Origin of the sequence: Roseimicrobium gellanilyticum, assembly GCF_003315205.1 — a bacterium.
Taxonomy (GTDB): domain Bacteria; phylum Verrucomicrobiota; class Verrucomicrobiia; order Verrucomicrobiales; family Verrucomicrobiaceae; genus Roseimicrobium; species Roseimicrobium gellanilyticum.
In genome coordinates this window covers 1-26,088 of sequence record NZ_QNRR01000016.1, presented here as the reverse complement: position 1 = coordinate 26,088, position 26,088 = coordinate 1, and the positions used below count along the sequence as shown (strand labels likewise).

At 60.5% G+C, this 26,088-nt stretch carries 16 protein-coding genes; 4 read left to right on the top strand and 12 right to left on the bottom strand.

Translation table 11 applies throughout. The annotated features are described in order from the left end of the window. Positions 1-168 precede the first annotated feature (168 nt). Positions 169-3,750: a DUF7133 domain-containing protein gene (locus DES53_RS28835; RefSeq protein WP_170157502.1), complete on the bottom strand. Its 3,582-nt coding sequence runs from the start codon at positions 3,748-3,750 to the stop codon at positions 169-171. A gap of 299 nt (positions 3,751-4,049) precedes the next feature. On the opposite strand from DES53_RS28835, the gene DES53_RS28830 reads away from it, so the two are divergent. From DES53_RS28830 to DES53_RS28820, 3 genes are all read left to right on the top strand, one after another. Continuing rightward, complete coding sequence (locus tag DES53_RS28830; protein ID WP_113961818.1) at positions 4,050-5,375, top strand: hypothetical protein; 1,326 nt, start codon at positions 4,050-4,052, stop codon at positions 5,373-5,375. 193 nt (positions 5,376-5,568) lie between these two features. Continuing rightward, positions 5,569-8,028, top strand: a complete 2,460-nt coding sequence (locus tag DES53_RS28825) for a hypothetical protein (protein WP_113961817.1) — start codon at positions 5,569-5,571, stop codon at positions 8,026-8,028. A 206-nt stretch (positions 8,029-8,234) separates the two neighbouring features. Continuing rightward, positions 8,235-10,511 (top strand): GMC family oxidoreductase, encoded by a 2,277-nt coding sequence (locus DES53_RS28820; protein ID WP_113961816.1) that lies wholly within the window; start codon positions 8,235-8,237, stop codon positions 10,509-10,511. A 242-nt stretch (positions 10,512-10,753) separates the two neighbouring features. On the opposite strand, the gene DES53_RS28815 is transcribed toward DES53_RS28820, so the two are convergent. The 10 genes from DES53_RS28815 to DES53_RS28770 all read right to left on the bottom strand — a co-directional run bounded on the left by DES53_RS28815 (position 10,754) and on the right by DES53_RS28770 (position 23,363). Beyond that, positions 10,754-11,557 carry an alpha/beta fold hydrolase gene (locus DES53_RS28815; RefSeq protein WP_113961815.1) on the bottom strand — a complete coding sequence of 268 codons (804 nt, stop codon included), beginning with the start codon at positions 11,555-11,557 and terminating at the stop codon, positions 10,754-10,756. Positions 11,558-11,789: 232 nt separating this feature from the next. Further along, positions 11,790-12,638, bottom strand: coding sequence for a hypothetical protein (locus DES53_RS28810; protein WP_113961814.1), 849 nt, complete (start codon positions 12,636-12,638; stop codon positions 11,790-11,792). Beyond that, positions 12,635-13,624: a hypothetical protein gene (locus DES53_RS28805; protein ID WP_147263696.1), complete on the bottom strand. Its 990-nt coding sequence runs from the start codon at positions 13,622-13,624 to the stop codon at positions 12,635-12,637. Before DES53_RS28805 ends, DES53_RS28810 begins: the two co-directional genes overlap by 4 nt. 295 nt (positions 13,625-13,919) lie before the next feature. Then, positions 13,920-14,789 (bottom strand): tetratricopeptide repeat protein, encoded by an 870-nt coding sequence (locus DES53_RS28800; protein ID WP_170157500.1) that lies wholly within the window; start codon positions 14,787-14,789, stop codon positions 13,920-13,922. Between the two features lie 47 nt (positions 14,790-14,836). Further along, the gene (locus DES53_RS28795; RefSeq protein ID WP_170157499.1) at positions 14,837-16,864 is read right to left on the bottom strand and encodes a BatD family protein; all 2,028 of its coding nucleotides are present in this window, start codon (positions 16,862-16,864) and stop codon (positions 14,837-14,839) included. A gap of 209 nt (positions 16,865-17,073) precedes the next feature. Next, positions 17,074-19,074: a vWA domain-containing protein gene (locus DES53_RS28790; RefSeq protein WP_113961810.1), complete on the bottom strand. Its 2,001-nt coding sequence runs from the start codon at positions 19,072-19,074 to the stop codon at positions 17,074-17,076. Between the two features lie 165 nt (positions 19,075-19,239). Beyond that, positions 19,240-20,259 carry a VWA domain-containing protein gene (locus tag DES53_RS28785; RefSeq protein WP_113961809.1) on the bottom strand — a complete coding sequence of 340 codons (1,020 nt, stop codon included), beginning with the start codon at positions 20,257-20,259 and terminating at the stop codon, positions 19,240-19,242. Positions 20,260-20,290: 31 nt separating this feature from the next. Next, the gene (locus DES53_RS28780) at positions 20,291-20,980 is read right to left on the bottom strand and encodes a hypothetical protein (protein WP_113961808.1); all 690 of its coding nucleotides are present in this window, start codon (positions 20,978-20,980) and stop codon (positions 20,291-20,293) included. Between the two features lie 208 nt (positions 20,981-21,188). After that, positions 21,189-22,316, bottom strand: a complete 1,128-nt coding sequence (locus tag DES53_RS28775; RefSeq protein ID WP_113961807.1) for a DUF58 domain-containing protein — start codon at positions 22,314-22,316, stop codon at positions 21,189-21,191. Between the two features lie 30 nt (positions 22,317-22,346). Then, positions 22,347-23,363 (bottom strand): AAA family ATPase, encoded by a 1,017-nt coding sequence (locus DES53_RS28770; protein ID WP_113961806.1) that lies wholly within the window; start codon positions 23,361-23,363, stop codon positions 22,347-22,349. Between the two features lie 173 nt (positions 23,364-23,536). Here DES53_RS28770 and DES53_RS28765 point away from each other — a divergent pair, with 173 nt between their 5' ends. Further along, positions 23,537-23,971: a GxxExxY protein gene (locus DES53_RS28765; protein ID WP_211325725.1), complete on the top strand. Its 435-nt coding sequence runs from the start codon at positions 23,537-23,539 to the stop codon at positions 23,969-23,971. Positions 23,972-24,077: 106 nt separating this feature from the next. Here the strand turns inward: DES53_RS28765 and DES53_RS28760 are convergent, their stop codons facing one another. Next, positions 24,078-25,736, bottom strand: coding sequence for an alginate O-acetyltransferase AlgX-related protein (locus DES53_RS28760; protein ID WP_113961805.1), 1,659 nt, complete (start codon positions 25,734-25,736; stop codon positions 24,078-24,080). Between the last annotated feature and the right edge of the window lie 352 nt (positions 25,737-26,088).

The window sequence follows — 26,088 nt, the reverse complement described above, 5'->3', positions numbered from 1 at the left end:
GATCTGTCGTGTGATTCTCCCTTCTTGAAGGAAACACCCCAACTTCGCCGCATTCTCAGTCTCCGAAGTTCCTCTGCGTCTCTGTGTCTCTGCGTTGAATCCAATGCAGCCCGCCGCGCACCCGTAGGTTCCGGCCACCCAAACCCGCCCGCATTGACATTGCACTCTTCACTTCAGTGAAGCCAGATACGCCACCAGGTCCCGAATCTCCCGCTGCGTCAGCACCTGCTGCATCATCTCCGGCATCGCCGAGATACCCGGCGCGCGGGTCTGGATGTCCGCCTTCTTCACGGTGTCCACGGGCGCGTTTGGCACAGGGGCACTGAGTTGCAGTTCGGTGTCCGTCTCCTTGCGCACCATGCCGCCGTAGCTCTTGCCATCCTTCAGCACCACCATGGTCATTTCGAATCCGGGGGCGATGTTGTTGTTGGGGAACAGCACGGCCTCCAGCAGGTACTCCCGAGGATGCTTCTTGCTGATGCCATCCAGCGTGGGGCCCACCTCGCTGCCCTTGCCACCGATCTTGTGACACCGCAGGCACTGCGCCGCCGTGTGCTCGAAGAAGACCTTCTTCCCCGCAGCCACATCACCGCCTTGCAGCAACTGCGGAAACGCCGCTGCCGTGCGTGTCTGCGGCAGCGACTGCAGGTACTGCTGCAGCTTCGCTTTCACCGCGCCATCCTCACGACGCTTCGCCGTCTCCATCACCTCCAGCATCGCTCCCGGAGCCACCTGGCCCGCGATGAGCCTGTCCACCTGTGCCGCGATCAGCGCATCCGCCTTGCCGTGCGCTGGTAACGTGCCCAGCACCACCAGCGCTTCACGCTGCGCCGCCGCATCCTTGCCATCCAACGTCGCTTCCAACACCGCCACCGCGCGCTCCGCATCCACCTTCGGCAACAGCTTCAGCGTGGCCCGCTTCAGCGAAGCCTCGCCACTCTCTTGTGCTGCCGTGATGGCCTCGTTCAGCGCTGCGACATTTCGCCAGTCGCCCAGTGCTTCCAACGCGGCGAGACGCAGTTCCACAGGCTGAGCCTTGTCCTTCACGATGGCTGCCATCTTCGGTGCGAAGCCATCCGCCTTGAGCTTCCGCACAGCAGCGACGGCGGCTACGCGCACTTGGATGTCTTGCTTGGGACTCATCAGTTTCTCCCAGTATTCCTCTATGGCATCAATGGCATACTTCCCTCCACAAGGTTGCCACTTCTTTGTAAAGGTGAGGCCCGTGAAACGATTGCGCGTCTGTGGCGTGGCCCAATCACCGAGGTAGGTGAGGGCATCGAGCTTGTTTTCCAAAGTATAATGTTCATCATCCATTGCCGCAGCGACGTCCGCCATATTCTGGGCATACTTCTCATCCCTGTCAGCTGCCCTTTCCCGGTCTTCACTAAAGGCATCTATTAGAAACCAGGCATAAAGCGTTCGTGCGTTGCTGACGGGATTCAGCGGGAAATACATGCCGGCTCCTCCCTGCTCAGAGACGAGGCCATTGTATATTGCGAAGTCTTCTGTGATGACCCGCGCTGCTTCGGCCCGCACCTGTGCCCGCACGTTTGGGTCTTTGGCTTTGCAGTACACAGCTTCTACGGGCAATCTATGACTCCCCCCGTGTAGCCTGCGCCCGACCAAGGTCACCGCGAGTGGGACGCCGGGTTCATTGGAGCGCATAGACTCGTCCAGGAAGTCCATGATGACTTCATCAAAGGCACTGTCTGGTTGCAGTTGCTTCGGCGGCAACAGGTCACTCGACTTTGTGGCCATCCCATAAAGCGCCATCACACACGCATGCCGCAGATAGGCGTCCTTGTTGTTGTTCTGCTTGATGAGTTCGATGATCCCCGTCACCGCCTGCTTCGCCTTCAGTTTGCCCAACGCTTGTGCGGCAAAGTACTGCACGCGTGGTGCATCATCCTGCAACCGTATCGCCAGCGCCCCCGTCGCCTCCCCGTACTTCACATCCCCCAGCACCTTCGCCACCTGCGCCCGCACTTCGCTGTCCGCATCCTTCAGCAGGGCAGGGAGGCTCTCACACGCGCTGGTGTCCTTGCGCCCCTGAATGCCCAGTCCCCAGATGGCATGCAGCCGCGCGAGCCTTGCCAGCCTCGCATCTGCCACCACATCCTTCTTCGCCGCCGCCTTCTCCAGCGCCGCACGCCCTTCCTTCCCACGCGCCGCAAGTTCGAACTCCGCCTCCATGCGCACGCGACGGTCGGCATGCGCGAGCAGCTTCGTCAGCTCGGCGACATCACGTGACTTCATGCCTTCCTCCAGATACTTCTTCGTCTCCAGTGTGAGCGGGTCGGCCAGCACAGCGGGGTCATACACGCGGAAGATGCGACCCTTCGCGGTCTTGCTCATCGTCTCCGCCCAGTCCAGCACGTAGACAGAACCATCCGGCGCGAGGTCGAGGTCCGGGCTGTGGATGAATTGCAGGAAGGGTTTCGTCTCGCCCAGAGTGAAGCTCGCGCCATCTTCCTTCAGCGTGAAGGCGCGGATCTCACTCTTCGCATAGCTGCCCTTGCTATGGCACAGCAGGAAGTGGTTGCGGAACTGCGGTGAAATCCCCGTGCCCGTGTCAAAGAGCAGACCGCTGGGACCATCGCCGATGTTCGAGACCGGAGGCAGATACGCCGCCGGTCGCACCCCGAGGTCTTCATTCACCTTCGGGTTCGGCACGCCGTTGTATTTCTCCTGGCTGCTCTTGAAGGACATCCAGATCTGCTCGGACTTCCACGGCACGCGCTCCTTGCCCATGGGCGGGTGTTGATACCCCACACGCCAGCCGCTGTCGCCACCCTCCACCACATACACCAGCCGCTCCGTGTCCCCGTAGTCGAAGTCATTGTCGCCCGTGAAGAGATTCCCATGGTCGTCAAAGGCCAGCTCCTGTGGATTGCGCAGACCCCAGTGGATGATCTCCAGCTTGCTGCCATCCTGCTCACAGCGGAAGACCGCGCCGCTGTCCACATTCTCGATGCGACGTCCATCCGGCAGCTCCACATTCGCTGCGCGGTCGCCGATGCTGAAATACAAACGCCCGTCCGGCCCAAGGATGAGCCCGTGCATGTCATGCCCCGTGTAGCCAAAGCGCACACCATAGCCATAGCTCAGCGACTTCTTCGTCACCGCCTCGCCCTTGTCATTCGTCCCATCAAACTTCCACAGGTTCGGAATGATCGTGGCCCACACCGTGCCTTGACGCGCCAGCACGCCTGCGGGAATGCCATCCTCCGCATGGTTGAACCCTCGCGCATATAGGCTCGTGAAGTCCGCCTTGCCATCGTGGTCGCGGTCTTCCATCAAGCGGATGAAGTCCTCCTCCTTCTCCAGGTCCGCAAACTTCTCACCGAAGTGTTTCTTACACATGGCGATGCGGTCCGCCACCGTGCGGCAGGCGAGATCATCCTCCAGCATGAACATGTAGTTCCGGATATCCAGCACACTGGACCCGAGCCGATGCGTCTCCGCCACGAAGACACGTCCCTTCTCATCCACACTCAGCGCCACCGGATTCGCGAGCTCCGGCTCCGCCGCCCACAGGTCCGCCTTCATCCCCGCCGGCAGTCCGAGCTGTTTCAGTACCTGCGTTCCTTCCTGCGACGCCGGCGCGATGCCCGGCTCCGCCTTCCGCTCATACGGCTGCAAACCACCTGCGCTGTCTGGCTTGCCAAGTGGCTTGTCATCCACGGCAAGGACCGCGAGTGGCAGAGCTATACAGGCGAGGGGAGTAGTGAGCGAGAAACGGAGCATGGTGAGCAGGCGAGGGAAGAGAGAACGCTGGAGCGAAGCGACGCTCATCACTGAAATCATGGGAGGTAGCAGATCAAGGGCGTCAAAGAAGAAATCCAGCAGCTCACGTAGCGCATGAGCGTGAGGGTAACGATTTAGAAGCTGTGCCGAAGGCCTTGGACTGCGCGCAGCCCTGCTGCCGCTTTCCTCAAGTGCAGCCTGCTGCACGCTTCACCGCGACGAAGTCGCCACACTTTCCAAGCTGGCGGAGGAAGGCAGAACCTGATAGAACACAACTCAGTTCATCCCAGCCCCCGCTCATGCCATTGCTAAAATCCCAGGCCCTCAAAACAGCATGTGCCCTGTTCCTTCTCGCCTTTCTTGGCGATTCTCGCGTCTCCAGTGAGATTCCAGCATTGGTCTACAAGGAAAATGCCGACCCAAACTGGAGAATTTCAAAAGTCTCCATGGAAGACTTGAGCCGAAATTCCCAGGGTGGCTGGACCTTCAGCTCATTCCTTAAGTACAGTGACTGGCGGGAGGTGGCCGCTCAGCGGGAGGAACTCCGGAAACTCGTGCAGGAGCGTCGAGGTTCAAACGGGTTCCTGCCCTTGATGTTGCTCCTCGCTCAGCGGGAGGAAGTGGCGCCCGATATCCAGGCTCAGATATTGACTGCTTGGCTTTCAGACTTCGAGGATGCTGAGGATTGGCTGCTCATTCAGGAGGGAACCCCTACGATAGAGTTGGGCTTCGCCGCGGAACAACTGGTGAAATGTGGCCGCATTGCTTTGCAGCATCTCCTGCCATTGATGCAAAAGCGTGTCGCCATCGAATACAGCATTACTGCCCCACCGAACTCAAATGACTTGGCGATCCAGCGTCGTCTGCGGAAGTGCGACATCGCCTATGCGGTCGCGGCAGAGATCGCGGGACAACCCTGGAAGATAGAATCCACGCATAAGGAGCGAGATGCCGCGATGAACGTACTCGTTTCCAAGCTGCAGGCCCAGGGACTGGTGGCTCCCCTGCCAAACCAGAAAGTCGCGGACGATGGATACGATGACGAGGTGATTGCAAAGCTGGCGTGGATTTCCCTACGAGGCGCCCTCTTCGCGTTCGACACAGATGTGAAGCTGCAAGACGTGTGGAAGCAGCTCGAAGGACGTGAAGAGAAACTTCGTGTCTACGTCGTGGCCCATCCCGGCACGGAGTCGCTGCTGGCTCTCTTCTATCTCCATCTAAAAAATAAGGAGAAAGCAAAAGAAGTCGACCACGCTCTCACCGCTCAAATCCTCTGTGCATTCCTCGGCGATTTTGACTACGTGGATGATTATAGCTGGTCTGGGATGGACGGGACAGAGTGGCAGGACCTTGAATTTGGAAAGCTCTTGTTGGCCAGTGGGAAAGATGCGTTGCCCTACCTGCTCCCTCTCCTCTCCAGCCAGATTCCCGTGAGCTACACCGACCGCTTGGGAACCGAGGCCGGCATGGCCGCACGTCGGCTTCGCCTCCGTAAATGCGACGTTGTCTCCCGGTATGTGGCCATCATCCTCGGTAGACCATGGAGCCTGGACGAAACACATCCGCAGCGCGACACAAGGATCCAAGAACTACTGTCCGAGGTAAAAAAATTGCCGGCGAAGTAGGCATTTCAAAGACGGTTATGGTGCCGATGTCAGCCCTCAACCTCAGTCTCCGAAGTTCCTCTGCGCCTCTGTGGCTCTGTGTTGAATCCAATGCAGCCCGCCTCGCATCCGTAGTTCCCGGCCCACCCGACCCCGCCTGTATTCGACCGATTTTCCTTGTCCAATCGCCCAAGATCCAGACTCATGGTGTCGCATGAAGCCCTTCCTCAGAGCTCTCCTGGCCCTTGGCCTATTCGCGTCTATAGCCCCACTCCAGTCCGCTGAGCCCACGCCCATCCAGCTCAGCGGCATCTATCCCGGCCTCGCCATGTACAACAACGAAGGCGAGTGCGGCACCGGCGCCGTGGTGCCCTGGGCAGGGAAGCTCTGGGTCATCACCTACGCCCCGCACAAACCCACCGGCTCCTCGGACAAGCTCTACGAAGTCTCCCCGGATCTCGTGCAAACCGTGCGCCCTGAGAGCGTCGGCGGCACGCCCGCGAACCGCATGGTTCACCGCGAGTCGAACCAGCTCTTCATCGGACCCTATGTCATCGATGACAAGGGCGCGGTGCGCGTCATCACTCCGAAGCAGATGTACGGCCGGCACACCGGCAATGCCCGCCACCTGACCGACCCGGCGAACAAGATCTACTACGCCACCATGGAGGAGGGCATCTACGAGGTGGATGTGAAGACCCTCGAAGCCAAAGAGCTCTGGACAGATGAGCAGGTGAAGCAGGGACGCCACGCCGACCTCCCCGGCTACCACGGCAAGGGACTCTACAGCGGCCACGGCAGGCTCATCTATGCCAACAACGGCGACCACGCGAAGGAAGCGCTGAAGGACCCGCGGGTGCCCTCCGGCGTGCTTGCCGAGTGGGATGGCAAGGCAGACCAGTGGACTGTGGTGCGCCGCAATCAATTCACCGAAGTCACCGGCCCCGGCGGCATCTATGGCAATGCGAACCCCGACACGGATCCTGTATGGAGCGTGGGCTGGGATCACCGCTCACTCATTCTCATGGTGATGGATGGCGGCAAGTGGCACAGCTATCGCCTGCCCAAGGCGAGCCACAGCTACGATGGCGCCCACGGTTGGAATACCGAATGGCCCCGTATCCGCGACATCGGTATGCCGGAGAAGCCCGAGCTGCTCATGACCATGCACGGCATGTTCTGGCATTTCCCCAAGACCTTCTCCGTGGCGAACAGCGCCGGCATCCGCCCACGCTCCGCGTATCTGAAGGTCATCGGCGACTTCACCCGGTGGAATGATCGTCTCGTCTTCGGCTGCGATGACAGCGCGAAGTCCGAGTTCCTGAACAAGCGCAAGGTGAAGGGCGAGATCGCAGGCCCCGGCCAGTCACACTCGAATCTGTGGTTCACCTCTTCCGATACACCCGACAATCTCGGACCCGCCACCGCGAGCGGCGCTGTGTGGCTGAATGAGGACGTGAAGGCAGGAGACACCACCGACCCCTTCCTCTTCGCAGGATGGGAGCGCCACGTGCAGTGGTCGAGCAACGGAGGCACGCAGGACTTCCAGTTCGAATTGCAAATCAGCAAGGGCGATGGCCAGTGGACGACCATCAGCGACACCACCCTCGGCGGCGGCGTCGGTAACTCGCACTTCATGGGCGACGTGAAGCAGAAGGGCGCGGAATGGATCCGTCTGAAGGCACTGACCGATGGCAAGAAAATCTCTGCTATCTTCAGCTACAGCAATGCCGAGAAGCGCAGCACCGAAGCCGACGCCATCTTCAGCGGTCTCGCTTCGTTGGAAGAAGGCGCGCACCTGGGAGGTCTCGTCCGCGCTCGTGGCGAGGACAAGCGCTCCATGCACTTCGCCGCCATGAGTGTGAACGGCGGGAAGGTGGAGGACATCGGCTACTACGAACTCGACGCCGAGCTGAAGCTCAAGCATGTGGATGACGCGAAGGCACACGAGTATGTGAAGAAGAACGCGGCCATCCCGCATCACGTCATCACTCTTGATGATGCTTCCGTGCTCATCACCGATGACCGCAAGCGCCGCTGGCGCCTCCCGCGCACGAATGCTGCTTATGACTCCATCACGAACGGCGGCCTCGTGCGCATCGCCCGCGAAGTTGCCACGGAGCGCGACCTCCTCCACGTCAGCGGCACCTTCTACGAACTGCCCGCGGAGAACGCCGATGGATTCGCCAAGGTGCGCCCTGTATCCTCACACAAGCTGCGCCTCATGGACTACTGCTCCTATCGCGGCCTGCTCATCCTCACCGGTGTGAAAGCGGATGCTCCCGCGAACAACCCGCACATCATCCGCAGCGACGACGGCAAAGCGGCCGTGTGGGCCGGAGCCATTGATGACCTCTGGAAGCTCGGCAAGCCCGTGGGCTACGGCGGTCCCTGGAAGAATACCGCCGCGAAAGCGGGCGAGCCTTCCGACCCCTTCCTCCTTGCCGGCTACGACAAGCGTACCATCTCCCTCTCGCATGACGCGAGCGACACCGTGGAGATGGTGGTGCAAGTCGACCCCACTGGCGAAGGCCACTGGATCACTGTCCGCACCGCCGACGTGCCCGCAGGCAAGAGCCTCGACTACACCTTCGACGAAAACATCTCCGCCCGCTGGCTCCGAGTCACCGTCTCCAAGGATTGCCACGCGACCGCGCAGTGCAGGTACGAGTAGAGCAGGTGAGACGTAAAGCAACGAAGCAGCGGAGAACTGAGGAGATGCAGTAAAGGAGCGCGGGCTTTCCAGCCCGCTGCGTCCTGTTCATCCGCCCCCCCCCTTCATCTTTTCTTTTCGTGACAGGATGGAAAAAGTGTGTTCGATTCGGCAATTGATCGAAAAATGAATTCGACCAAGCGCTGTCCTGAACCCTCTGTCCTCTCATGAAACGCCGGACCTTTCTCGCCACCGCTGCCGCTACGACCGTGGATGCCATGCATGGGCATGCTGCTGCGGGTCGGGAGACCACGTATGACTATATCGTGGTTGGCGCGGGAGCGGGTGGAGGTCCACTGGCCTGCCGTCTCGCTCTTGCGGGGAAGAAGGTGCTCCTGCTGGATGCAGGGGGTGATCCGGCGAAGTCGCAGTCGAGAGACTACCCTGATGCGAAGCCTGGAGAAGTGCATGACACCCCGTGCTACTACGCGGCCGCGTCCGAGGACAAGGAGATGAGCTGGCAGTTTTCCGTGCGGCACTATGCAGACACGAAGCGACAAGAAGAGGACGACAAATACAATCCGAAGCACGACGATCCCGTCGGCACCGGCGGCGTCTTCTATCCCCGCAGCGCCGGCTTGGGTGGGTGCACCGCGCACCATGCCATGATCCTCATCCGGCCCCAGGATCGCGACTGGGAGCACATCGCACAACTCACGGGCGATGCCTCATGGCAGGCCGCAAAGATGCAGCCCTACTTTGCCAAGTTCGAGCGCTGCCAGTACGTGCCCTTCGTGCGCCGGGTGCTGGGCACGCTGACCGCGCCACTCACGTACGTGGGTCGGAAGGTCAAGCAATTGGTCCATCCCGAGGGCATGGACTGCAGGAGCGGACACGGTTTCTTCGGATGGCAGCCGACCAGTTTCACGGCCCTGAGCCTGGCCATCCGCATCTCTCAGAGTGACAAACATCTGGGTTCCATCCTGGAGGGTGCCCGGCAATTCATCACCGGAGATCGCAGCCGGTTCTGGGGGACCGTGCGGCAGTTGTCGCGCATCGTGCGGAGTCGCTTCGCCCAACGCCTGGACCCGAATGACCTGCGCACGCGCCGCAAGAATCCGAGTGGACCGTTCTTCATTCCCACGGGCATGGATTCCGGACACGATGCCTTGCCGTTCAAGGCAAAGCGCGCAGGCGTGCGTGAGTTCATCCTCAAGACCCAGCGGAAGCATCCGGACAAACTGCACGTGGTGCAGGGCATGCACGTGCTTCGGGTGCTGTTCGCCGCATCGGGGCAGGGAGGAAGTGGAGCTCCCCGCGCCGTGGGAGTGGAGTGCATGCAGGGCAGCTATCTTTACAAGGCCAGCCCGCTGCAACCGACGAGCAGGGGAAGCGGCCCGTTGGCGTGCTACCGCACCCAGGCACAAGGCGAAGTGATCCTCTGCGGTGGCGCATTCAACACGCCGCAATTGCTGATGCTCAGCGGCATCGGCGACAGCAAGGCACTGTCAAACGTGCCGGGACTGCATGGCATCAAGGGCGTGGACGGACGACCGCTGAGCAGGAGCGGGATACAAGGCCCGCGTTTTGTCGACCTGCCGGGCGTGGGACGCAATCTCCAGGACCGCTATGAGATCGCGGTCATCAGCACCCTGAAGGATGGTGAAACTTTCACCACCTTGAGCGAGAATAAGGTGAGCTTCGTGCCAGGTGATCCCAAAGACAAGGCGCGCTGCGCTTATCAAAAGGGCAGGGACAGCCTGTATGCCACGAATGGCGGCACCATGGCTTACATGCAAACATCCGGCACCGCCGCAGATAGTGCGCCGGAGCCGGACTTGTTCGTCTTCGGCGTGCCCGCTGCCTTCCGTGGCTTCTACTGGGGTTGGTCGAAGGAACTGCTAAGAAGGACCAAACTGCCCAATGGCGAGACAGAGAGCCCTGGTGCGAAGCCTCACTACAACCTGTGGTCCTGGGTCATCCTGAAGGCCTACACGGACAACAATGCCGGCACCGTGCGCCTGCGTTCCGCCAGTCCATTCGATACACCCAGGATTCTCTTCCGTTCCTTCGATGAAGGTGGCACACCGGGCTGGAGACATGATTTGAAAGCCCTGCTGCGCGCCGTGAAGCAAGCCCGCCAGATCAACGCGCACGCCAGGACAGATGAGGACGGAGAGGTCTTCGCCACCGAAGTCCAGCCCGGCGCTGACAAGCACGACAGCGAAGATGTGAACTCACCGCTCGCCAAATGGATCAAGAACGAAGCCTGGGGCCACCACGCCTGCGGGACCTGCCGCATCGGGAGCGACCCCTGGCGCCCAGACACCCGCCTGCTGCAGGACAAGATGGCCGTGCTCGACAGCAAATTCCGCGTGCATGGCGTGGAAGGATTGCGCGTGGTGGACGCTTCCGTATTCCCAAAAATCCCCGGCTACTTCATCGCCGCACCCATCTTCATGGTCAGCGAGAAGGCAGCGGATGTGATCCTGAGCGGAGAGTAGTGCGCAAAGAGGACGCAAAGTCATGTTGGAACGTCCCACCGGAGCGACACGACACCGGCATTGCCACCTGCAGAAAGGGGGCAGGAGCGCCCCCGATCCTTGGAGGCGCGCGCCCCGACTTTTTCTCGCAACAGCATGCACGCACTCAGAAAGAGTTGACGCAAAACATACAAACAAAAAGCGGCGCGAGTCACCCCGCGCCGCTTTTAAATCTTGGGACCTTATTCCTTATCCCTCTCCCCCTAGTGCTTCAGTAGCCACTCCGTCGTGCGCGGGTTGAAGTCACCCATACACTCCCAGTGGAAGGCATGGCCCGCGTCATCATAGAGATGCAGGTCGGATCCCGGGATGCCCGCCGCCACTTCCTCGCTCATCCAGCGAGGCGTGAAGACATCGTTCTTCCCGCCGATGACCAGCACGGGCACCTTGATGTTCTTCAGCTCATTGAGCGTGTTGTGATTCATCGCTGCGGCGGCCTGCGCTTCCATGGCATGCACGGGCTGCGGTGCGGCGCCAATCGCCGCATCCTTCAGGCCCTGCTGCATGTTGTTCCAGCAGTCATCATTGTCGAACCAAGGCTTGGTGAAGATGAGCATCTGCACGTAGTGCATGAAATCTTCCGGGCGCATCGTGGCCTTGCACTTCTTCATGTGCTCCCACGTGTAGATGCCGAAGCGGTCCTGCCGCGCCCATGTGCACATGAGGATCGCGCTCTGCACCTTGTCCGGGTGACGCAGCGCGAGCTGCTGCGCAATCACGCTGCCCAGCGAACAGCCCACCACACGGGCTTTCTTGATACCCAGCTTGTCCATGAGGCCCGCGTAGTCATCCGCCATCATCGCGGTGGTGTAGGGACCTTCGGGCTTGTCCGTGAGGCCCACGCCGCGATTGTCACCCAGGATGCAGCGGAAGTGCTTCTCCCAGGCCTGCGCATGCGCATCCCACACCCCGCCAGGAGCCGTGACACCCATGATGCAGATCAGCGGATCACCGGAACCGCGTTCTTCATAGGCCATGTTGATACCGTTGGTCTGTACAATGGGCATGGGGAGGAGTGAGTGAGGAGTTACGAGTTAGGGGTGATGAGTTGTGGGGAAATGCGGAGCGCGGAGTCAGTAGTCAGTAGTCAGTAGTCAGTAGTCAGTAGTCAGTAGTCAGTAGTCAGTAGTCAGTAGTCAGTAGTCCGCCATTGAGGGGGTATATGAAACGAAGAGCGTGCGGGCTGCCAAGCGCAAAAAGTGCGTCACAGGGGAAAATCACCCAAGCATCCACTACCGCTCAGGCAGACGCTGCCCTGAGCAACTGGGAGGCAGCATCCACCATGTCCTGACGCAGCGAGATGCGCTCGAAGCGGACATCCCCAGACTCATTGGGATTTGCCTCACCCAGCACGAAGTGGCTGGCCTTGACGGGACCCGGCGAAGTCTCCGTGGAAAAGTGTTCCTTCAAGGTACGAAGCGCCTCTTCGCCAGCGGGATTTCCGAGCCGAATCTCCGCGGCAAACGCGTCGATGGCAGCAGCACTGCCACCATCGTAGTGAAGGAGAGTATAGAGAATGTCGAATGCATCCTTCGGCTGCTGGCGATGGTAGAAGGCGCGAAGCTTGAGCGCGAGAAAGGGACCGACTTCGCAAACGCGGGCGCGCAGGTTCTGGGTGGCTCCGTGTAGATCTACCCCTGAGAGCGTGACCGTTCGCGCTGTGGCGAGCGCCCGCTCTACGCCGGGCATGATACCTGCGGTGATATCCGCTACCTGTGCCGTGCCGGTGGCATGCGGTGGTTTCTCGACTAGAAAATCCACCGGCACCGTCACACCCCCAATGATCTTTTCGAAGCGGGAAGGGTGTGCTGTGTTTTGCTGGAAGCCGTGTCCGCGAAGTTCCCAAACCAGATTGCCGTATTGGCCGTGATCGGCGGCAAGGGCAATACCCAGGTCCACATCCAGCGTCGCGGGACGTGGTAATGACCGTTGCTGGGTGAGATCACCACAGAGATACTTCGGCACCAATCCACCCACGAGCACCAGATCCTGGTGCCATTGACTGAGTGCTGACCAGACGGTGATGAAGGCACCCTCTGCCAGGCTCACTCTCTGAGGTTCGTATTCACTGTAGGTCTCGTATTTCATGGCCTGCAAAAGCCCCCCCACTCTCGAAGAGCCCAGGCGGCATCCGGACCGCGCAGGCCGGTACGTTGCAAGTCGAGATAGATTTGCGCGTCCGTGACGAGCCTCAGTCCTTTGCGATTCTGGGTTTCGGAAAGAACGCCTTCGTCATCCGGCACATGAAGCCACAGCTTTCCACCCTCCGTGACTTGCCGGAGACCCAGTCGCTCTAAAGTGGCAGCTTCAGGAGGACGACTCACATACGCGGAACAAACTGCTGGTTCCGTATGGGGGTGCCGTGTCCATGCGGCGATCCATTGCGTGAAGGCAAGCGGAACATGTTCTTCGTCGGCCCATCGCTGAAGACGGTCCGCCAGGAATTCCGGTCCCCCGAGGAAGCCCGCGTAAAGGGTGGTGCGCGTCCGTTTCGAGAAACGGTCGGACTCCGTCCATTCATTCAGCAACGCATGCCAGTCGCGCAGACGAAACGTTCGCGGAGTCAGCTTCTCGACAAATCCCTGGCTTATCAAGTGATGGACGATGCGAGATACAAGGCCGGAACTGGCTTGGGTACGGGGTACTACCTCCGCTTGAGTCCAGATGCGGTCACGGTCAGTGAGCAGGCACCGAACAATGCGGGCACTTTTGCCCACGAAGATATTTCGAGGTTCCAGCTCGTAGGTGAATGAACGTCCGGGCAAGGCGAGGCGTTCTACGAGGAATCCCTGCGCCCTCAGCCAGCAGCGTCCATTGAGATCAATGGCGGCAATCTCCAGCCTCTTGCATTCCGTGAGAAGCCGGGAGGACAGTTCTGGGGCGATGACGAGAGGTGGCGGCCAGGTGAGGGAGCGCACTTTCAAGTCCTCCAGCCACGGTACGGTGGGTTTGAGCTCGTAGTGGGGAGTGAACCCAAATCGTCTCCCATCGAACTCCAGTTCTACGTGGCCATCTGAAATCCCATGAGGTGTCGACGTCCCGGCGAGCCAATGGATGTCTGGGTCCACCCCCATGAGCTCCCGAAAGTGCTCTACCAACTCGCTTTCATAACGAATGGCGACTTTTTCACTGGGAAGCCCTTTTTGCACAGTCAGTAAAGATATCACTTTAGAGTGAAAAAATCAAATATTTTCACTGGCAGGTCATTTTTTACTGGCCAGTAAAGATTGAATCAGGCGGGTGTTCCCTTTGGAATCCGCGCCCTCACCATCTTCCACCCTCCAAAGTTCCTCCGCGTCGTGAGTGGTGAGCTCGAACTTCCCGGAACAGGAACCTGGCCGTGAACTGCGAATTGAGCCCCAGAATTCCTCAATCCAAAAACTTCGCATCAAACGGCCAGAACGTGCTCAGGGCATCATTCTGCACCCAGCCGCGGAACATCTGGCCCACGGCGCCGCTGCCGGTTTCCTCGCGCCACGTTTCCACGTAGGTCCACGCGCCGCGTTCCTCCAGCTTGCGCACCTGGCTGCCGGGTGGCAGGGCAATCACCCGGCCCGCCGTCGTCGTGGCGGCCGTGTAGGATTGCGCATTGGGTGAGGTCACGATCGCGAGGTCTTTCACCCGGTCATAAGTCGGACGCAGCTTCCATCCTGTGAAGCCCAGCGCGCCCCCCACGAGGCCCAGGAGGCCCACCAACAGGAAAAGTGTGCGCCAGCCAGACGAACGGATCGCAATGAAAAGCACCACGGAAAACACCAGCGCCCATGCGGATACAACCACAATGCGCATCCACTGCGGGCGTGTCAGCAGCGAAGTGTATTGATCGCCAAACCGATTCGCTGCGAAGGCGAGGTTCCCCGTCTTGCCACGGATATGGGATAGATTTTGTGTCGTCTCCGGGGAGGGAGGCGGGAAGAGCGTGGCGCGCATGTACCACAGCGCGGCACGGCCCAGGTCTCCCTGGCGATAGCGCGTGTGTCCCATGAGCTGGAAGAGTTGCGGGCTCACCTTGCCTTGATCCAGCGAGTCCTTCAGCAGGGACTCGCCAAGGTATTGCGCTCTCCGGTAGTCCTCTTTCTCGAATGCCACGCGCGCATCTTCATAGCGCTTTTCCAGTTCGTCCGTGGCAGCAGCCGCAGCCTCCGGAGTGGCCGCCTGCAAGGAAGCGCTGCTCCACGCGAAAGGCAGCAGCACGAGTGCCACGAGCAGGCGCAGCAGATCCTTCATACGAGGATGCATGGATTCGACGGTGTAAAAAGAAACGGAATGCAGGTGCATGGAGCGGCTCAGGCCTTGGCCTTGTCCTCCGGTTGACGTTCATCTCCCTTGTCCTTTGAGCCTTCGCCGGTGGCAGGCTCTTTCGTTTCCGCAACTGCGCTGGTGGCTTCTGGAGATTTCTCCTTTTCCTTGTCGCCCGCCTCGGCCTCGGGTTCCTTCGACAGGATAAGGGCAGATGTTGGTGGCGCGGATTCCTTCAGTGACGTTGCCTTCGGTTCAGAGGTGGCGGCAGCGGAGTCTGATGCAGCCGGCGCCGTCTGGGCATCTCCGGCCGGTGTGGTCTCTGTGCTGGTGGCAGTCTCGGCTGGCGCAGCAGCAAGCGACACCGTTGCCGGCTCGACCTGTGGCGCTGGAAATTCTCCGCACTTCAGGACATGCAGCACGCGGTTGCGCTCATCACGCGGCACCGGCTGGCTGGCTTCCTCACCCTGGCGCGCATAGTTCAGTTCCTCCTGACGGTACACAATGGTGGGTACTGCCGTGCCGGCCACGCCGGTGACGGCCGCATAGTGCACTGCTCGTGTGTAGAAGTCGGCGCGCGAAAGCCGGTTGTCGTGCAAACCCTTCCACAGCGCTCGCGTGGGTGCGTCCGGTGAATGGGTGTATGAGCGCCAGGCCATGAGGCCGAGCTTCATCGCGATGATGAAGAGCAATGCTCCAGTGGCGATGAAGTTCGCCATCAGAAAGCGGCGGTCGTCCTTCAGTGGCAGGCTGGCGGCGAACCACATGGCGCGGCGCGGTGTGTTCGTCAGGATGTCGGTGATCGCTGCCTTCACCACGGGCTTCTTCTCCTCCAGCGGGGGCAGGGCAGTGCTTTCCTTGGTGGTTGCTGCCGTGCCACTGCCTGCGGGCGGTGCCTCGGGTGTCGCCGGTCCCTTCACCTTGATGGGTACTGGCTGTGTCGTCAGCACGACATATTGTTTTTTCGTCGGGCTGAAGAAAGTAAACTCAAAAGGCGGAATCTCCTTCACCACCTTGTTCGGCAGGATGATCTGCGTGAAGCTCACGCGCTGCTCACGACTGCCGCTGCGCTGCGCAAAGATGCCGTCATTTGGCTGGAACTTTCTGGGAGGATAGAGCTTCCAGTTCTTCGGGTCCGTCAAGGTGGGCACGCTCACCGAGTCAAAGTTGCCCGAGCCACTGATGGAGAGTTCCACGGAGATGGGGTCACCCACATTCACTTCCAGTGGCTCCGCCACCAGGCCAATCGCGAACTCACCCACGGCTCCGCTGAAGGTGCCCGGCTTGTTGTCCTTCGGCAGCGGCAGCACATTCAGCGCCACCTCGCTGCTCTTCACCTTGAACTTCCGCGTCTCCATCTGGCTGAAGTACTGCGGGGTGAAATTCTCCGCGCTGGACTGCACATCCACCAGCACTTCGCAGGTGGCAGGCCCCAGCTTGAACTTGCCCGGCTTCAACGCGGACACGGTGCTGTGGAAGATGTTCGCGCGATACGGCACCCCGCCGATGCGCTGCACGCTCTCCTCATCCGGCTGCAGGGGAAAGCGCTGCACGGCGAAGTTTTCCTTCGGCAGCTCAATCAATCCCGGCCGGCGCAGCATGGTACGGCCGTGGATGTAGAGGTTTGCCGTGAGCGGCACCACTTCACCTTCGTAGAATTCCGTTTTGCCCGCTTCGAGGCTCAGGATGGGATCATAGTCAGAGGAGGGCGAGTTCGGGTCGTCCTTCACCACCAGCTTCACTGGCTTGGTGGTGTAGATGTCGCCGCGTATCTCGATTTCCTGGGGTGGAATGAGATAGCTTCCTTCGTTCTGGCACGTGATGCGCCAGTTCATGGTCAGCGCCATCTGTACCGACCCGCCAAGTTGTACCGGCGCCTCTCGATACTCCGCCGTGGGTTCCAGCAGTTCCACACCCTCAGGAAGAGAGGGAGGAGCGTCCAGCTTGCTTGGCCGGCCATTGGCCACCGTGATCGTGAATACCGCGGATCCTCCCGGGGTGATCTGGGCTGGAGATACCGATGCCGAGACCGAGGGCTGCGCCTGCGCACTGGACGCCATGGCGAGCAGCAGCATGCTGAGCATCACCAGCCATGGCTGGAACAGCAGATTCGCTGGGAACCTTCTCTCACGGCAGACTGCCCACTCTGGAGCTTGGGGGTTTGGAAAAAGTGATGGGGACATCTCAACAAATGACTAAGCCTGGCGCGCCAGGGGCTTCAGATAGTGACCCTTTTGCGCTGCATACCGTTCACCAATGATTGTGGACCATTGACCATGAATTCTCAGTAATCCTTGCCTCCGGGCGCACGCTCCCGCCGCATGAGGTACTGCGTGGATTTCTGCTCGTCGGAGTACATCTTCAGCATCGAGCGCGCTTCGAAGGGGGTGTATCCCGTGCTGTCATTGCGCATGTGATCGCCATCCGGCTGGCCTTCCTTGTCGGAGTCGGAGGGTTTGCCGGGGTCACCCGCACGCAGGTCGCCCTCCAGGATTTCCTCTTTCCCTTCCTGCAGGGCATCCGTGGGTTTTTGCTTCTCCTGGTTGCCACCGTTTTGGTTCTGGCTCTGCTGCTCGCCTTCACCTTCTTCCGGCTCCTCCTCGGGCTCGCCTTCTTCGCCTTGCCCCTGGCCTTGCTGCTTCTTCTGCTTGCGCTTCTCCTTCTCGGCCTTTTGTCGCGCCTTCTGCTCCGCGAGCATCTGCTTCACCTCGTCCAGACGCTTCTGCACCAGCGCGCGGTTTTCTGAGAGCTCACGATAGGAGTCCGACTCCTGGTCTTTCTCCAGCCCCATCGCGGTATCGAAGTGATCGCGCGAATCCGTCCAGGCCTTGATGGTCGATTCCAGGTCGGACTTCAGCAGCACCTCGCCCTGACTGTAGAGTGCCGTGGCCAGGCCGCGCAGCGCCGGCTTCTGCACCCGCGGATTGTGCGACTTCAGCGCATCACTGAAGGAGCGGGCAGACATGTCATACTCCTTGAGCTGCAGCTCTGCAGCGCCCAGTCCGTAGTAGAGCTCCTCCGCCGGGGCTGGCAGCTTCTTGGACTGGAGCATCTTGGTGTAGGCCTCCTTTGCCTCCTGGTACTGCTTCTCCTGGTATTGCTTGCGCGCCGCCTGCACTTCGGGAGCCACCTTTGCCTCCACCGCCGCGGGTGTCAGCAGGAACCATCCACCGACCAGCATGGCCAGAATGGAAACAGTCGCGGGACTCGCGACCGCACGGGAAGTTGGCTGATGCTGGTGCACCGTGGCCCGGGGATCCACCGGCAGCGCCGCGATGCGCACCGAACGCCGGGACGAAGGACGCAGCAATTGGGAAAGCATGATGCACAATATACCCGCAAACAGCGGCCATTGGTAGCGCTCAATCGGGCGGGAAAGGTGCTTCGACTTGTCATCATGACGGTCCAGATTCGCCATGACCCGGTCCACAATGGTCTGCGTGAGGGGCTGGGAGGCCAGCTCCACGTACTCGCCTCCCGTAATGCGCGCTACTTCTCTCAAAAGACCGGATTCAAGCCTGCTTTTCACGATATTTCCGTTCTCATCCCGGATGTAGCCTCCCTCGTTCAGCGGGTTCGGATCCGGGATGAGCGTGCCATCCACAGAGCCGACCCCCACGGGCAGGATGATGATATTCAGGTCCGCCGCCTTCCGGGCCGCTTCCATGGCGGAATCATCCGTCTCCTGACCATCCGTGAAAATCACCAGGCCGTGCCGGGTGCCGCGTGCCTTCTGCGCTGTTTCCACGGCCAGATTGATCGCGGAGGCCAGGCTGCTGCCACCCCGGGGGATGGTCGTGTGGTCCAGCGTCTGGATGGTCTCCACCAGAGCCTCCTGGTCCGTGGTGAGCGGTGCCTGCAGGAAGGCGCGTCCAGCGAAGGCGATGATGCCTACGCGATCGCCTTCCAGCTTCTTCAGCAGGTCCTGCGCAGCCAGTCGCGCGCGCTCCATGCGGGAGGGTGCCACATCCTCCGCCAGCATGGACTTGGAGGTGTCCATGGCGATCAGGATGTTCCGCCCGGATTGCTCAAGGTCCTTCTCATCCTTCCCATACTGCGGGCGCGTGAGAGCGATGACGAAAAAGCCAATGCCCAGCAGGATGAGGCCGAAGTGCAGATTTGCCCGCACGACCGAGGCCCCTTCCAGCAGGACCGATCGCAGCCGCGCAGACGACGCAAATCCCTCCAGGGCCTTCTTGCCCTCCAGATCCGCCCAAATCTTGAAAAGGGCGATCACCGGCAACAGAAAGAGCAGGTAAGCGTAGTTGGGAGCAGCGAAGTTCACGGCAGAAGGTAGTCAGTAGTCAGTAGTCAGTAGTCAGTATGAGGCGGGAGTGCGGAAAGGTGAGGCGGGTTATGGGTCATCTCAGGTTCAGTTCTACTTACTCACTACTGCTTGCTAGATACTCTTCGCGCCATCACCCCACCGACTGAATTCACCCCAGAGCACTCACGCCACCGCTGGAGCTGCCCTCCCAAGCGTCTGGCGCCATAAGACATACAAGCCGCAGAGGGAGGCTGCGGCGATGAGCCACCAGTAGTGCTTGTCCCGGGTCTCGATGACCTTCTTCCGGCGGATCTCGGTCTTCTCCAGGCCGTCGATGGTCTTGAACACATGCTCCAGTCCCGCGAGGTCCTCTGCGCGGTAGAAGTTTCCCCGGCCGATGCGGGCTACCTCCTGCAGCGTCTCCACATCGAACTCCTCACGACCGGAGTCGATGATCTGCCCATTGGGCAGCTTGATGAGATGGTGTCCCGGTGTGCCGATGGAGATGGTGTAGATGCGGATGCCCAGCGTCGCGGCGAGCTTCGCGGCCTCCTGCGGGCTCAGCTTGCCGGAATTGTTTGCGCCGTCCGTGAGCAGCAGGATCACTTTGCTGGGCACCTTCTGGTCCTTCAGCCGCAGCGCCGCCGTGCCGATGCCGGAGCCGATCGCGGTGCCGTTTTCCATGATGCCGGTCTGCACGCGGTCCATGTTCTCCAGCAGCCAGTCGTGATCCAGCGTGGGCGGGCAGGGGGTGTATGGCGCACCGGCGAAGGCCACGATGCCGATGCGGTCATTCGGCCTGCCCTTGATGAAGTCGCGCAGCACGCGCTTCGCAGCGGCGAGGCGGTTCACGCGCGTGCCACCGATGTAGAAGTCATCGATGAGCATCGAGAGGGAGACATCGCACGCCACCACGATGGCGAGGCCGTCGGTCTTTGTCTCCTCATAGGAAATCACCTCCTGCGGCCGGGCGAGGGCGATGATCGCGGAGAAAAGCCCGAGGTGGAGCAGGTTCAGGCCAAAGCCACCCATCCGGCTTCGAGTGGACGAGCCCAGGCCGCGCAGCATGGCGACACCAGGAAAGGTCATGGCAGGCGCTCCCCCTCTGCGCCCGCGCAGCACGATCAGAATCGGAATCGCGAGCAGCAGCAAGAGCCACCACGGCGAACCGAGCTGATGGTTGGGGAAGAAGGGAATGGGCATGACCGGGAATTGCAATGCGGGAAGGCAGACCTCAGTGCTTGGTGAGGGAGATTTTTGAGGGCTGCGGAGTGGAGGCCGGTACCGGGTCTGGAGAGGGTGGGGAACCTGCTGTCGTAGGGGGCGACGGCGGCAGTGGCGGTGGCAGTGCAGGAGGCGTGAACACCGGAGCGATGAGCGCGGGTTGTGCCATCAGCCTCTGCTCTTCACGCAGGGCTTCCAGAGCTGCATCCACCAGCCCTTCACTATCCGCCACCGTGCGCGGGTGACGGGCGAACTCGACCTGGTCGTAGAATACCGCCACCGGCTCGAAGCGATTCTTCAACGGCTCACGCGTGGAGAGCTCAGCCGAGCGGTAGATTTCCTCCGTGGTACGGTAGGGAGCCGGCACCGCGTAGGACTGCTGCAGGTACATGCGGATGATCAGGGAGACATCGTGCGCCACTTCGGAAGGAGCCATCTCAGGCACGCGGCGGCGCAGCGCCTCCATCGAGTCAATCGCTCCCTTCAGCGGTGCATGCCGCAGTGACGGAGGTCTCACGCTCCGCGGCAGAAAGGCATACCACACCAGCAGCGCCAGCAAACCCAGTCCCATCGCAATGCCACCCACCACCAGCCACCAGGGTGTGAGCGTGGGTGAGGGGAACTCTGGCGACGCGATGTCCGGATGCGGCAGCGGCACCGACTGCGTGGGCGCGCCTGGCGGGGCCGGTGTCTGCGCCATGACGATCGGCATTGGCACCAGCATCAAAGAAGTCACGAACATCACCATCATCCAGACGCGTGAGGATGCCCTGAACCCGAAGGGCCCACATTTCCGAAGGGCCTCGGGTCTTTCTTCCATGCTATGCAACAGCACTTTCATTACTGCTTACTACTCACTGACTACTGTTTACTGAACACTGACACCGACCTCAAACTCCGCCCTTCACTCACCTCCGCTTCCGCGATCGGAAATACGCTCGCAATGCCGGAAGATAATCCGTGTCTGTCTGGATGGATACGCGCTCCACGCGGTTCCTGCTGAGCATGCCGGTCAGGTTGTCCTGCATGGCCTGCACCCGCTGCTGGTAGGTCTGCCGCACATGGGGGTCCGAGGTATTCACCAACACCTGCTCACCGGTCTCTGGATCCTCCAGGCACATGCGTCCCGCTTTGGGCAGCTTCAGTTCCCGCGGATCCAGCACCTGCACGGCCACCACGTCATGCTTCGAGGCGGCGGCACGCAGGGGTTTTTCCCAAGCGGTGCTGTCGTAGCCGGTCATGAAGTCGGAGATGATGAAGACCAGCGCACGATGCGGGATGCGCTGTACCGTGAGGTCCAGCACCTGGGTGAAGTCTGTGCCCACCCTTCGCGGCTGGTAGTTCAGAATCTCACGCACCACACGCAACGCCTGGGCCGAGCCCTTCCTCGCAGGCAGGTAGAACTCCACCTCACTGCTGAACATCGCCAGCCCCACCTTGTCCTGATTCTGCTGCGCGCTGAAGGCGAACACCGCGGCTATCTCCGCCATGCGTTCGCGTTTGCTGTCCTCGCCGCTGCCGTAGTCACCACTGCGGCTCACGTCCACCAGCAGCATCACGGACATCTCGCGCTCTTCCACATATTTGCGGATGTACGGCTCATTCATGCGCGCCGTGACATTCCAGTCGAGAAACCGCACGTCATCCCCAGCCTGGTACTCGCGGAAGTCATCAAACTCAATACCCTGTCCCTTGAACCGGGAATGGTACTGCCCACCGATGGTCTCCTTCACCAGGCCACGGGTGATGAGCTCAATGCGCCGCACCCGCTTCAGGATGCGATTGACGCGATCCTCCGCCTCCGCAGGCGACAGGGGGCTCCTCGTGGCCACAGACTCATAGTGCCGGCCGGATGACGAAGGTGGGAGCGCTCCCACGCCACGCGCATGGGAATCCTGAAAGTGCTCCTCTTCCTGGCTATGCAGGCGTCGCTGCCGCAGCCAGTACCGGATCGCCAGCACGAGGAGCGCCGGACCGAACACCGAGCAGAATATTCCGGTGAGTCGCCCCAAGTTTTGAGCCCAATCAGCGATCATGGCACGCGAGGATGGAATGAATCACGCACCTCACGGCACGGGCAGCTTGTCCAGCAACTGCCGCACAATGTCATCGGTGGTCACCCCTTCCGCTTCCGCTTCATAGCTCAGAAGGATGCGGTGGCGCAGGATGTCCGGCGCGAGGGCCTTCACATCATTCGGCGTCACGTAGTCGCGGCTCTGCAGGAAGGCGTTGGCCTTCGATGCCAGTGCGAGATTGATGGTGCCGCGCGGGGATGCACCGCAGCGGATGAGATTCCGCAGATGCGCCGTCACGCCCTCGGGATGACGTGACGCATGGATGATGCTCACGATGTAGTCCTTCACCTTGTCATCCATGTGGATGTCATTCACCAGCGAGCGGCTGTTCGCGATCTGCTGGATGGCAATCACGGGCTCCACCTCGAGGTTCGGGCGGGAGGTGGCCATGCGGTCCAGCACCAGGCGCTCCTCCTCCGGGGTGGGGTAGTCCACACGCACCTTCAGCAGGAAGCGGTCGAGCTGTGCTTCCGGCAAGGTGTAGGTACCCTCCTGGTCGATGGGGTTCTGCGTGGCGAGGACGACGAAAGGATTCGGCAGCGTGTACGTGTCCACGCCGATGGTGACCTGCCGCTCCTGCATGGCCTCCAGCAGGGCGCTCTGCACCTTGGCCGGGGCACGGTTGATTTCATCCGCCAGCACGAGGTTCGCGAACACCGGGCCCAGTCGCGGGCTGAAGGTACCTTCACGCGGATTGAAGACCATGGTGCCCACCACGTCGGCCGGCAGCAGGTCCGGGGTGAACTGGATGCGCTGGAAGCGCGCGTGGAGGCAGTTCGCCAGCGTGCGCACCGTGAGCGTCTTGGCAAGGCCGGGCACGCCCTCCAGCAGCACGTGGCCATTCGTCAGCAGCGCGATGAGCAGGCGGTCCACGAGTTCTGTCTGGCCGACGAGCACCCGGGCGATTTCTGAACGGAGCGGCTGCACCCAGGCGGAAGCGGCGTGAATATCCTCAATAGTAACGGATGCCTGGGGATGGGGGGGCGGGAGGTTTGCTTCGGAATCCATGAGACAATTTGACAAAGGCTACAAAGACAACGCATCCCACGCGAGCGTTCGTTTTGGGAAATTCGTGGAAATGCCATTTTGCTGGGACGGTGGACGCTGGTGGAGTGCTGGAATTCAACACAAAGACACGGAGGCACGGAGGCACAGGGTTTCTTTGAAATGGCTTGCCTGACATGCTGGAATCAGTTTTTTGGCCGATGTCCTATCAACTATCTGGCCTGAATCGACTTTCCAAAGCAATCATCGGATCGGCGATTGAGGTACATCGGGAAATGGGGCCGGGCCTGCTGGAATCCATCTACGAACGGTGTTTGCATGCTGAGCTATCCAGACGAGGCCTACGCGTTGAATCCCAAGTCCAATTGCCACTCACCTACAAGGGAGAAGTGCTCAACAAAGCGTTAATCCTGGATCTTGTGGTCGAGGATTCCATCATACTGGAACTGAAGGCGGTCGAAGTGATCCTGCCGGTGCATTCGGCGCAGCTTCTCTCCTACCTTCGCCTCACAGGAAAACCGATGGGGCTGCTCCTCAACTTTTGTGTGCCGGTCATGTCGAAGGGCATCGTCCGGAGACTCAATGACCGTGTACAGCTCATCAGAAGCTGAAGATTTGTCCGGGGTGGCCAACCGAGAGACTGCACTCTCTCTAAAAAACTTTGTGTCTCCGTGCCTCCGTGTTGAATTTCGCGTACGCTTCACCGTCCCACCAAACTCACTCCGGCAACAACGCCAGATGCCAGTGCAACTCCGGAGACATGAGTGGCGAATGCGGGGACCGCAGCCGCGTGGGACCGAACACGAAGAACAACACCTTTCTTCCCTCCAGCTCCGACTTCGGCAGACGCGCGAGGTCTTGCAGGATCAAGTTCGCCCCGGCTTCGCGCACCAGCTTGTCGGGTCGGTAGCCCAGATGCCTGCCAATGTGATCCGCGATGGTGGCGTTGTGCACGTAGTTCGTGGGCACACTCAGGAAGCTGTCGCCCTGCAGCAGGACTTCGCGATGCGGCGTGGCATCCACGGGAAACAACACCCGATGCGCCGGATACCGTGAGCCCTTCGTGAAGTACTCCATGTCCTTCTCAATCACGAACTCCGTCTTCTCGATGGGTAGTAGGGTGTGATTCGCAGGCAACAGATCATAATCCCCCAGCACCTTCGCCACTTCATCCGCCGCAATCTGGATGCCACCATCCGCCGGATGCGTGTCGCGATTGTCGTAGTATACAAATGGATGCGCTTCCAACCCTGCGCGCAGGGCGGGCACGAGATCGATGACTTCAATATCATGCTCCAGCATCCGCATCATGCAGCGGATGCGGCAGGGGTTCAGCTCTGTCGGAGCACTCGCATCCTTCGCGAGGAACTTGTGCGCATTCACGTCCTCCTTGTTGGGGAAGGGGACCACCACGAGGTCGATGCCATGCCGTTGCAACTCCGCATTCAGCAACCGCAACGCTGCGAGCGGACCCACCTGCGGATCATCCTGCGTGAGATCGAAGTAACACTGCAAGCCGAGTCGCGCGAAGACATGCTGGTCCACTTTCAGTGTGCCGCCCGCTTCCTTCGCACGCTTCTCCAACTCTTCCTGATACGGCTCCAGCTTCTTCATCCAGGTCTCCCACGAGCCCCCGTTTGCCTCCAGTTCACCCTTCATGCGTGCGAGCTCGCGGGACATGCGTTCTTTGCGACGGTCCGCATAAACACCCGTGGCCGCAGCACGGATGAAGCGCTCCTTCGGAATCTCCGGCATCTTCCCCTGAGCACCTGCCGCGGCAGCCGCCGTGATGGGGGCGCCGCGTCTTACCAGTTTCGCATCCGTGACCAGTCGATACTCCAGCAGATAGTCGCCGAACTTGTCCGCGGTTTGCATCTTGCGGAACTTCTCTGGCGCTTCATCAAACGCCACCCACCTCGCACGGAAGCGATCTCCGACAGCGAGTTCATGCCCCACCTGTAGCTTGCGATTCAGGAATGCCGGCAGTGCTGCGAGAACGATGTGAGCTTCCTCTTTACCACCGGTCGTGCCGAGCTTCTCCTCGGTTCCATCCACGCCACCTTCCACCGCCACCACCTGCAGCTTCGCCGTGTACAGGCAGTCCGCATAGTCACTCGTCTTCGGGTCCGGCGTGTCCGTGCGCTCGATGACGATGAATTCGCCGATGACCTCCTTCGAGGCCGCGGTCTTTGCAGACTTCTTTTGGTCCGCGTCCTCTTTCGCAGCCTCCTGACCGCAACCTGCAAGCAGCAATGCTGCTCCTGCGGCGACGATGATCTGAATCCAGCAAGCTCGGACGGGGCTGAAAGAAAGGGAAGGGAAGTGGGGGGCTTGGGAACTCGACATCATCTGCACATGCTTCGCAGCGTGTACCATCCGATGCGAGATGCTGGAATGCAATCGGATCGAAGTCTTTGGGCTTTCTTATAAGAAAACTACAAGAGGGCACCCCAATATTCAGGGGATACCGCGACCCAGAGCGCGACGCTTTTGAAAGTAGCTTCGGCTTCAGCCGAATCAGGAACGGGTCGCCGAATTCAGTGGCATGACACCTGCCCCCCCTTCGGCTAAAGCCCAATGCCATGAAGGGAAGTTGGCGAGGAATGGCGTAAAGGATGTTGCGTTTGAGATGATTAAGTCTAGTTAGATAAATGGAGTCGCGGAAGTGGTTGTCTGTTTTTTTCTGAGTTGAGCGCGCAGCGTTTGCGCCGGGTGCGTGAGCGTTGTG

What these genes read in the sequence shown, in the direction of transcription:
- DES53_RS28835 (WP_170157502.1), bottom strand. Translation starts at nt 3,750, where the DNA reads ATGCTCCGTTTCTCGCTCACTACTCCCCTCGCCTGTATAGCTCTGCCA.
- DES53_RS28830 (WP_113961818.1), top strand. Translation starts at nt 4,050, where the DNA reads ATGCCATTGCTAAAATCCCAGGCCCTCAAAACAGCATGTGCCCTGTTC.
- DES53_RS28825 (WP_113961817.1), top strand. Translation starts at nt 5,569, where the DNA reads ATGAAGCCCTTCCTCAGAGCTCTCCTGGCCCTTGGCCTATTCGCGTCT.
- DES53_RS28820 (WP_113961816.1), top strand. Translation starts at nt 8,235, where the DNA reads ATGAAACGCCGGACCTTTCTCGCCACCGCTGCCGCTACGACCGTGGAT.
- DES53_RS28815 (WP_113961815.1), bottom strand. Translation starts at nt 11,557, where the DNA reads ATGCCCATTGTACAGACCAACGGTATCAACATGGCCTATGAAGAACGC.
- DES53_RS28810 (WP_113961814.1), bottom strand. Translation starts at nt 12,638, where the DNA reads ATGAAATACGAGACCTACAGTGAATACGAACCTCAGAGAGTGAGCCTG.
- DES53_RS28805 (WP_147263696.1), bottom strand. Translation starts at nt 13,624, where the DNA reads ATGGGGGTGGACCCAGACATCCATTGGCTCGCCGGGACGTCGACACCT.
- DES53_RS28800 (WP_170157500.1), bottom strand. Translation starts at nt 14,789, where the DNA reads ATGCATCCTCGTATGAAGGATCTGCTGCGCCTGCTCGTGGCACTCGTG.
- DES53_RS28795 (WP_170157499.1), bottom strand. Translation starts at nt 16,864, where the DNA reads ATGCTGCTGCTCGCCATGGCGTCCAGTGCGCAGGCGCAGCCCTCGGTC.
- DES53_RS28785 (WP_113961809.1), bottom strand. Translation starts at nt 20,259, where the DNA reads ATGCCCATTCCCTTCTTCCCCAACCATCAGCTCGGTTCGCCGTGGTGG.
- DES53_RS28780 (WP_113961808.1), bottom strand. Translation starts at nt 20,980, where the DNA reads ATGGCGCAGACACCGGCCCCGCCAGGCGCGCCCACGCAGTCGGTGCCG.
- DES53_RS28775 (WP_113961807.1), bottom strand. Translation starts at nt 22,316, where the DNA reads ATGATCGCTGATTGGGCTCAAAACTTGGGGCGACTCACCGGAATATTC.
- DES53_RS28770 (WP_113961806.1), bottom strand. Translation starts at nt 23,363, where the DNA reads ATGGATTCCGAAGCAAACCTCCCGCCCCCCCATCCCCAGGCATCCGTT.
- DES53_RS28765 (WP_211325725.1), top strand. Translation starts at nt 23,537, where the DNA reads ATGCTGGAATCAGTTTTTTGGCCGATGTCCTATCAACTATCTGGCCTG.
- DES53_RS28760 (WP_113961805.1), bottom strand. Translation starts at nt 25,736, where the DNA reads ATGGTACACGCTGCGAAGCATGTGCAGATGATGTCGAGTTCCCAAGCC.